Below are 7,811 nucleotides of genomic sequence, written 5' to 3'. Positions count from 1 at the left end.
AAATGGTAGGTATGGACCACTTTGCGAAACCTGAAGATGAACTTTTTGGAGCCATTGAAAAAGGTGAACTTCACCGAAACTTCCAAGGATATACGACCAAAGGCGGTGCCAACCTTGTAGGAATCGGCCTTACCAGTATTGGTGAGGGTGCACGATATTATGCGCAGAATACCAAAGATATGAAGGTCTATGAAGCGGCACTTGATGCTGGAAAACTTCCTTTTGAGAGAGGCGTTAATCTTAGTGATGATGACTTCCTTCGTAAAGCGGTTATCATGGAACTTATGGCAAACTTTTCCATCGATATGAAAAGAGTAGAAACGGAACATAACATAGACTTCAAAACATACTTTGCAGATGCATTGGAAGCACTGCAGGAGTTTGTTGAAGCCGACTTGGTTAGTATCACAGAGGATAAGATAACCGTAAGTACTACCGGTACCCTGCTCATCCGTAACATCGCCATGCCATTTGATGCATACATGAATAAATATGCACAGAGCAAAAAGAGCTTTTCGAAAACAGTTTAAGAGGTATTATGAGTAAAAATATAGAAGAAATTTTTAACTTTTCTGAAACAAGTGATGACTGCATCAAATGCGGAAAATGTATCCCCGTATGTACGATCCACCAGGTTAACCCGGATGAGACAACATCTCCACGTGGATTCATAGAACTTTTGGGTGCATATCAACAAGGACATTTAGAGTTGGACAAAAACGCTAAACACATCTTTGAAAGTTGTTTTTTGTGTACCAACTGTGTCGATGTCTGCCCTAACTCATTGGCCACAGATATGATCATTGAAGAAGTGCGTGCGGACATCGCAGACAAGTTTGGTATCGCATGGTTTAAACGCGGATTCTTCTTCTTGTTGCGTAACCGCAAGATCATGGACTTTGCGATGAAGTTCGGATACATGTTTAAAACCTGTGCTTTGGCACAAGATGACAAAGACAGAGGGCTACGTGCAAGATTTTCCCTGCCTATGGTCAAAAAAGGAAGACTGCTTCCGTCTATGGCTAAAACCAGCTTTTTAAACAGCTATCCTGAAGAGATCCCTGCACCTATTCAGGAAAAAAAGAACACACGCATAGCCCTATTTATAGGATGTTTGGCAAACTATAATTACACAGGGATCGGTGACAGTTTGGTTCACATACTCAAAGAACTGAATATTGATGTATTTATCCCCAAAAAACAACTTTGTTGTGGTGCACCTGCTTATTTTACAGGTGATATGAGTTCTGTTGAATATATGACCAAGAAAAACATAGAATACTTTGAAAGCTTTATGTATGAGTGTGATGCCATGCTCATCCCTGAGGCGACTTGTTCAGCAATGATCACACATGACTGGGAAGTCTTTTTCAAAAATCACAATATGCCAGAGTGGGAAGCACGTGCAAAAAAAGTAGCTGAGAAGATCTATATGGCCACAGCATGGCTGGATGACAACACAGACTTGCAACAAATACTCAAAGAGAAGGGTAAAAAGTTTGATGAAGCCGTTACCTACCATGACCCTTGCCATGCAAGAAAAGTACAGGGTATTTACGAGCAGCCCCGTAATCTTCTGGCACCTAACTACCCTATGGTGGAGATGAGTGATCCTAACCGTTGTTGTGGTTTTGGTGGTGTAACGATGCAAACAGAGAAATTTCATTTTGCTGAGGCTGCAGGAAAACCAAAGGCAGCCATGATCAAAGAGACCAAAGCACATTACGTGAGTGCAGAGTGTTCTGCATGTAGAATGCAACTCAGTGAAGCGATGAACAATGCAGAAGTAGAGACTATCTTCAAAAATCCATTAGAACTTATATCGGAGTCACTTAAGGATTGAACCCTTTGAGTAACCTAGGTACTCATCATGGGTTCAATTAACTAAAACGGCAGGCATCTCCTGCCTTTATAATAAAGATATTGTTTCCATCTACATATTTATAGTCTAATCCACAACCCAATTTTTCTAAAATACTATGTACGATATAAAGTCCCAATCCAAAACCGGAACTTCTTTTTTCTTCTTGAGAAAAAGGCTCTATATAATAAGACAATGGATGTTGAAGCTTTTCACCTTGAGAGCTTATCTCCAGACCATCACCTACAGATCTAACTTCCACATGTTTGTTTTTACTGTACTTTATACCATTATCCAGTAAGTTTTTAATGGCTAGGGAAAGCAGTTTGACATCTGTGGCTAATGCTATATTTTTAACATCTATGGTAATACTCTCTTTACTCACCATCAAAAGTTCTTGACTTCTTCGCAGCACCTCATCAAGCATCACATATTCAAAGTTAGGTTCGAAACTTTGTGTTGTCACCCTTTCTATCTCTGCAAGTTCTGAGATAAGTTCATTCATCCGTTCAAAGGCACGAATAAGTATCTTTTTTCTTGCCTCGTCTTCAATCATTTCAACAACAATACGCCCTTTAGTAATAGGTGTTTTAAGTTCATGCATCAAGTTACGCATAAAAAGGTTTTTAGACTTGCTCAAGTTATTGATATGCACAATAGCATCATCAAAACTTTTGGCGATCTTTCCTATCTCATCATCATACAGATAGGTGATGCGTGTCTTCATATCACCCTGGGCAAAGCGTTGTATCTGTTTGTGTAATCTTTTGAGCGGATAGAGTTTTCTTAAAACAGCCAGGTAGAGTACAATAAGTACCCCAATAAGAAAAATACCCAAAGCTATAGCTATTTCAAAATAATACTTTTCAGGTCTGTCATCTTGAAGTAAAAGATTGTGCTTCATACGCTGAACATAAATATAGTGTTCATCTTCAATTTCAAATACTCTTACCTGACCTAGTGCAGACCCTCCTGTAAATACTGTATTACCTTCTGATTCGATCTGTTTTTTTATTTCGATGGTTTTCTTTTTTGAGATTGCTTTTACACGTAGGTCTTTATAGAGTGCATCTAAGGCTTCTTTTCCTGGATTAAGCTGTAGTTTTGAGAGAAAAGTGATGGAGATAAGTTGGTAACGTTTATACTCTTCGATCTTATGTCGATCTTTATCCCAGGAGAGAAAAAGCATAAATGTAGCGATCAAAATAGAGATCGCTACAGAAAAAAGAATATGTATAAAGGTGGTTACAGATAAGTTTCTCATACTCTGTCAGTTAAAAGGTATCCTACACCACGAATAGGCTTAATGTAGACATTGTTAGGGTCTATCTTCGCGATCTTCTGTCGTATGCGTGAGATTATCACATCAATATTTTTAACAGAACTGTCATCATCAATATGTTCACTTTCATACAAAAGTTGTTCTCGTGAAACAGAACCATTTTTGTGCTGTAAGAGCATACCTAAGATATCATACTCTGCTGCAGTAAGTTCTAATGACTTTCCTTTGAACCTGATCTCTCTTGCACTAGGATCTGCAACGAAAAGTGCTTCTACTTCGGGTTCTTTTTCCTCTACACTATGCGTACGTCTTAAGATCGTTTTGATACGTGTTACAAGTTCTCTAGGATCATAAGGTTTTGGCATATAATCATCAGCACCACGTTCCATACCGATCACTTTGTCAGTAATGTCATCTCTTGCTGAAGAGATAATAATAGGGATATTGCTGATCTCACGTATTTTTTGAATGACTTCCAGTCCATCCATGCCTGGTAAGGTCAGATCTAAAATAACAAGATCAAATGCATGCTGCGTTAAGAGCGAAAGCCCTATATAAGGATCCTCCGCACCTATCACTTCCATATCATACTTTGTAAGGTAATTCGTTAAGATGAGTGCTAATTCTGGATCATCTTCTATAATGAGTATTTTTATAATGATGTCTTCCTTGTCTACCTTAAGTAGTCATTTTACTTTGTTCTTTATGATTATAATCTATATATACTTTAGTAATCGCAATCAAAAATGATGTGATCGCAGGACCCAATATCATTCCCCAAAATCCATAAGTACTCATCCCTGCTATAATTGAGAAGAATATAACGATCTCATTGATCTCGATCGTGCTTTTCAACAGATCTTCCTTGATCACTTTGATGATCACCGGTTTAATGAATGTATCTGCAATGATAGCGATCACCACAATCGAGTATGTCGTAATAAAGATAGCCGTATTTGCATCCATATTATTCCAAGAGTAAAGTGCCACAGGTATCCAGACGATAGCACCTCCAATAATAGGGATCAAGGATGCAAAACCATAGATCACACCAAAAAGCAGTCCATTAAACCCAAAGTAACTTACCATGATCCCAAAAAGAAAGCCTTCAAAAATGGCTGTCACGACAATAGAATAAAAAACCACTTCCATCGTAGAAGAGACCTCATGTATCATCTTGGCGCTCTTCATCCTACTCACAGGCATAAGCGCACGTATCAGATCAAAAAAACCTTCTCCATAGAAATTAATAATAAAATAAAAAACAAGAACAAGGAACATATTTTTGACAAATCCCAACCCTGCACTTCCTGCTGTTGTCATGTACGATGTTGACTCCTGAATATACTCAGAGATCTTTTGATCACTTAACCCTATCTCACTCCACTCTTTGACATACGGTATCTTTTCAGTAAACGTTTTAATTGCCGAAGTCACTTCATTGATGGTTGCCACATCCAATTGGGAGATGTAGCCTACCCCTATCGTTGCCATATAGACGATCGGTGCAAAAAGTATCAGTATCAAAAGCATTGAAGTGATAATAGCACTCAGCTTTCTGGAATTAAAGTGCTGAATGAGTTTTTTTGTCAGGTTATAGGTTGCCATCGTGAGTAACATCGCAACCACAATCGAAAGTAAAAAAGGTTTATAGATGCTATAAGCCCCTATAAGTGAAAGCATGAATAGTAGTGTGATCGTGATACTTTTATTCGTTATCAAAAAGTCCGTCCTTCAACCCGCCGAGTTTAAAATGTTCATAACTCTTTTGTGTGGCTATACGACCACGAGCTGTTCTTTCAATATAACCGTTGGCAATAAGATACGGCTCCAGGACATCTTCGATCGTTCCTTCATCTTCACTGAGTGCTGCACCTATGGTACTCAGTCCCATAGGTTTGTTTTTTGCAGAGACAAGCAGTTCCAAAAGCTGTATATCCTGTTCATCAAAACCTAAGTTATTGACACCCAGTTCATCCAATGCATACTGAGCTCTTTTCAGTGTTACTTCCTCTTCATTGGCAACCTCAGAGAAATCTCTTACACGTTTAAGCAGACGAAGCGCAATACGCGGCGTTCCCCTGCTTCTTCGTGCTATTTCAGTAGCAGCGTGTTCCTGAGCCGGTTTATCCAATTTGTGAGAAGCCTGTGCAACGATCTGCGATAATTCAATCGGTGTATAGAACTGCATTCTAAAGTGCATCCCAAAACGTTCTCTAAGTGGGTTAGATAGCATCCCTGCTCTTGTCGTAGCTCCGATAAGTGTAAAACGTGGAAGGTCTATCTTGACCGTTTGTGCGGCAGGGCCAGAACCGATAATGATATCTAAACGGAAATCTTCCATGGCTGGGTAGAGTATCTCCTCTATAGCCGGAGACATACGATGGATCTCATCTATAAAGAGTATATCACCCTCCTCAATGTTGGTCAGGAGTGCTGCGAGATCTCCTGCTTTTTCTATCATCGGTGCAGCAGTGGTTTTAATATTTGCGCCCATCTCTGTAGAGATAATGTTCGCAATGGTCGTCTTCCCTAAACCAGGAGGTCCAAAAAAGAGGATGTGGTCCAGCGCTTCTTCTCTTTTTCTACTTGCCTCTATAAATACCTTTAGATTCTTTTTGATCTTCTCCTGACCGATATACTCATCCCATGAACTGGGACGAAGTGTCACTTCGTAAGAGATTTCATCATCAAAACGTTCTATCTCAACCATACGTTCCATTAATACGTATACTCCGAGCTCGGAAATTCTCTAGATTTAACTTCATTACGATAGGCTTCAAGTCCTTCACGTACCTGTTTTGCCCCATCAAAATACTGCTTAACAAATTTTGGTTTAAAGGCTTCAAAAAATCCGAACATATCACTCCAGACAAGTACCTGTCCATCTGTCACATTTCCTGCACCGATCCCTATGGTCGGTACTGAGACTGCTTCTGTGATGGCTTTAGCTGCTGCTTCTTTTACCCCTTCAACTACGATGGCAAATGCCCCCGCCGCTTCAAGTGCTTTTGCATCTTCAACCAATGCATCGATATCCTCTTGATCTTTTCCGCGTATCTTATAACCACCATCACTGCGTATAAACTGTGGCATAAGGCCTATGTGACCAAGCACTGCAATGGAGTTTTGTGTCAGAGCTTCAACAATAGGTGCTCTCTCTTTTCCACCCTCAACTTTTACTGCTTGGGCATTGGTCTCCTGATAGACTCTTGTTGCATTTCTGATTGCAATTTCAGGTGATGTGTAAGTACCAAAAGGCATATCAAGTACGATCAAGGGTAATTTAGCCCCATTGCAGACTGCCTGTGTGTGATAGATCATTTGATCCATGGTTGCAGAAAGCGTATCTTCTTTTCCTAGAAAACTCATATTAAGACTGTCTCCAACAAGTATCATCTCTACTTCACCATCAAATAGCTGTGCAAAAAGTGCATCATAGGCTGTCACCATGGTAATAGGTTCAGTACCTTTCATCTTTGAAATGGTCGTTAAAGTTACTTTTTTTTCTATTTTGGGGGTATGAATACTCATAGTCATCCTAAATACATGATATAATTTTTACTCATTTTATCTAAAAAATGTATAATAACAAAAATATATTACATATTGACATAAAAGAGCCCACATTGAAAAATTTAGTTGCATATATTACTACCGGTTTTCCTTCATTGGATTTTACAGTTGATGCTGCTTTGGCTTTAGCTGAAGCAGGTGTTGATACACTTGAATTGGGTATGCCTTTTTCTGACCCTGTTGCAGATGGTCCTGTCATTGAAAAAGCAAATCTCAAAGCCTTGGAAAATGGTTTTAAGCTTGACCATCTCTTTGAAGCTTCAGCAAAAATTGCTCCACATATAGACACTTTATGGATGGGATATTTCAACCCTTTTTATCATAGAGGATTAGATACTTTCATCACTGAAGCAAATAAAGCAGGGGTCAACGGTTTCATCATCCCAGATCTGCCTTTCGAAGAAGCTAAGCCATACAAACCGGCCATAGAGGCAGCTGGATTGAGCCTGATAGACTTCATTGCTCCCACCGATACTAAAGAGCGTATAGAGCAGATCGTCACAGATGCACAAAAGTTCATCTATCTTGTAGCGTATGCGGGTATCACTGGTTCTGGACAAAGTGAAGATCTACAGCCTATTATCACAGATATCAAAGAATTTACAGATACCCCTGTCTATGTAGGGTTTGGTGTAGATCAAAACACTGCCAAAGAGAAAGCCCAAGGTGTTGATGGTGTTATCGTAGGTTCTGCATTTGTGAAAATACTTTTAGATGAAAGTTTAAGCAATACACAGAAAATCACCAAGATCTCTGCCATTGCCAAAGAGATCAAAGAGAAGATAAACGAATAATAGAACGTAATAAATAAGCAAATTTATCATTAGGCCAGACTTATGGACATCAAAGCGATAGATCTTTATCTGCAAAAATTACAAAATGGTGTCAAAAGTAGTAATCATATCAATGATGCGGATATGGCAGATTATCTCGAAGAAGTAAAACATCAAGATGTTGAGAAGTTTTTTACCTACCTTGATTCTCTTCCAGTAAAACTAAAAGCTGAGACACTTCTGGAACTGCCCATCCCATTTCAGATAGATTTTATTTTAGAGCATGATGCAACAAATTTAGCTCAGATCACAGAAGTCA

Annotated in this window: 8 protein-coding genes and 1 pseudogene; 4 read left to right on the top strand and 5 right to left on the bottom strand. The window is 39.1% G+C overall.

Going from position 1 to position 7,811, the window contains the following annotated elements; genetic code table 11:
- Both WBM70_RS03730 and WBM70_RS03725 read left to right on the top strand, forming a co-directional pair.
- Window positions 1-530, top strand: a pseudogene (locus tag WBM70_RS03730) (oxygen-independent coproporphyrinogen III oxidase); the annotation flags it as partial.
- A gap of 8 nt (window positions 531-538) precedes the next feature.
- A complete protein-coding gene (locus tag WBM70_RS03725) occupies window positions 539-1,843 on the top strand; it encodes a (Fe-S)-binding protein (RefSeq protein WP_424557163.1) in 1,305 nt (434 codons plus the stop codon).
- 37 nt (window positions 1,844-1,880) lie between these two features.
- Here WBM70_RS03725 and WBM70_RS03720 read toward each other — a convergent pair whose 3' ends face one another.
- The 5 genes from WBM70_RS03720 to panB are packed head-to-tail and all read right to left on the bottom strand — an operon-like array spanning window position 1,881 to window position 6,677.
- Window positions 1,881-3,125, bottom strand: coding sequence for an ArsS family sensor histidine kinase (locus tag WBM70_RS03720; protein WP_424557162.1), 1,245 nt, complete (start codon window positions 3,123-3,125; stop codon window positions 1,881-1,883).
- Window positions 3,122-3,802, bottom strand: a complete 681-nt coding sequence (locus tag WBM70_RS03715; RefSeq protein ID WP_424557164.1) for a response regulator transcription factor — start codon at window positions 3,800-3,802, stop codon at window positions 3,122-3,124. The genes WBM70_RS03720 and WBM70_RS03715 overlap by 4 nt, the downstream gene beginning before the upstream one ends.
- A 19-nt stretch (window positions 3,803-3,821) precedes the next feature.
- Entirely contained in the window at window positions 3,822-4,865 is a 1,044-nt protein-coding gene (locus tag WBM70_RS03710) for an AI-2E family transporter (RefSeq protein WP_424557161.1), read from the bottom strand.
- Window positions 4,852-5,865 (bottom strand): Holliday junction branch migration DNA helicase RuvB, encoded by a 1,014-nt coding sequence (gene ruvB, locus WBM70_RS03705; protein ID WP_424557160.1) that lies wholly within the window; start codon window positions 5,863-5,865, stop codon window positions 4,852-4,854. Before ruvB ends, WBM70_RS03710 begins: the two co-directional genes overlap by 14 nt.
- Window positions 5,865-6,677 carry a 3-methyl-2-oxobutanoate hydroxymethyltransferase gene (gene panB / locus WBM70_RS03700; protein ID WP_424557159.1) on the bottom strand — a complete coding sequence of 271 codons (813 nt, stop codon included), beginning with the start codon at window positions 6,675-6,677 and terminating at the stop codon, window positions 5,865-5,867. The genes ruvB and panB overlap by 1 nt, the downstream gene beginning before the upstream one ends.
- Before the next feature lie 95 nt (window positions 6,678-6,772).
- On the opposite strand from panB, the gene trpA reads away from it, so the two are divergent.
- Window positions 6,773-7,513 (top strand): tryptophan synthase subunit alpha, encoded by a 741-nt coding sequence (trpA, locus tag WBM70_RS03695; protein WP_424557158.1) that lies wholly within the window; start codon window positions 6,773-6,775, stop codon window positions 7,511-7,513.
- Between the two features lie 42 nt (window positions 7,514-7,555).
- Window positions 7,556-7,811, top strand: a 256-nt coding sequence (locus WBM70_RS03690; protein ID WP_424557157.1) for a hypothetical protein, incomplete at its 3' end; no start/stop codon positions are given.

Source organism: Sulfurovum sp. (assembly GCF_049668085.1).
GTDB lineage: Bacteria > Campylobacterota > Campylobacteria > Campylobacterales > Sulfurovaceae > Sulfurovum.
This window is presented reverse-complemented; position numbering and strand designations above follow the sequence as displayed.

Coding starts and splice junctions, on each gene's coding strand:
- WBM70_RS03720 (WP_424557162.1), bottom strand. CDS start 3,125: ATGAGAAACTTATCTGTAACCACCTTTATACATATTCTTTTTTCTGTA.
- WBM70_RS03725 (WP_424557163.1), top strand. CDS start 539: ATGAGTAAAAATATAGAAGAAATTTTTAACTTTTCTGAAACAAGTGAT.
- panB (WP_424557159.1), bottom strand. CDS start 6,677: ATGAGTATTCATACCCCCAAAATAGAAAAAAAAGTAACTTTAACGACC.
- ruvB (WP_424557160.1), bottom strand. CDS start 5,865: ATGGAACGTATGGTTGAGATAGAACGTTTTGATGATGAAATCTCTTAC.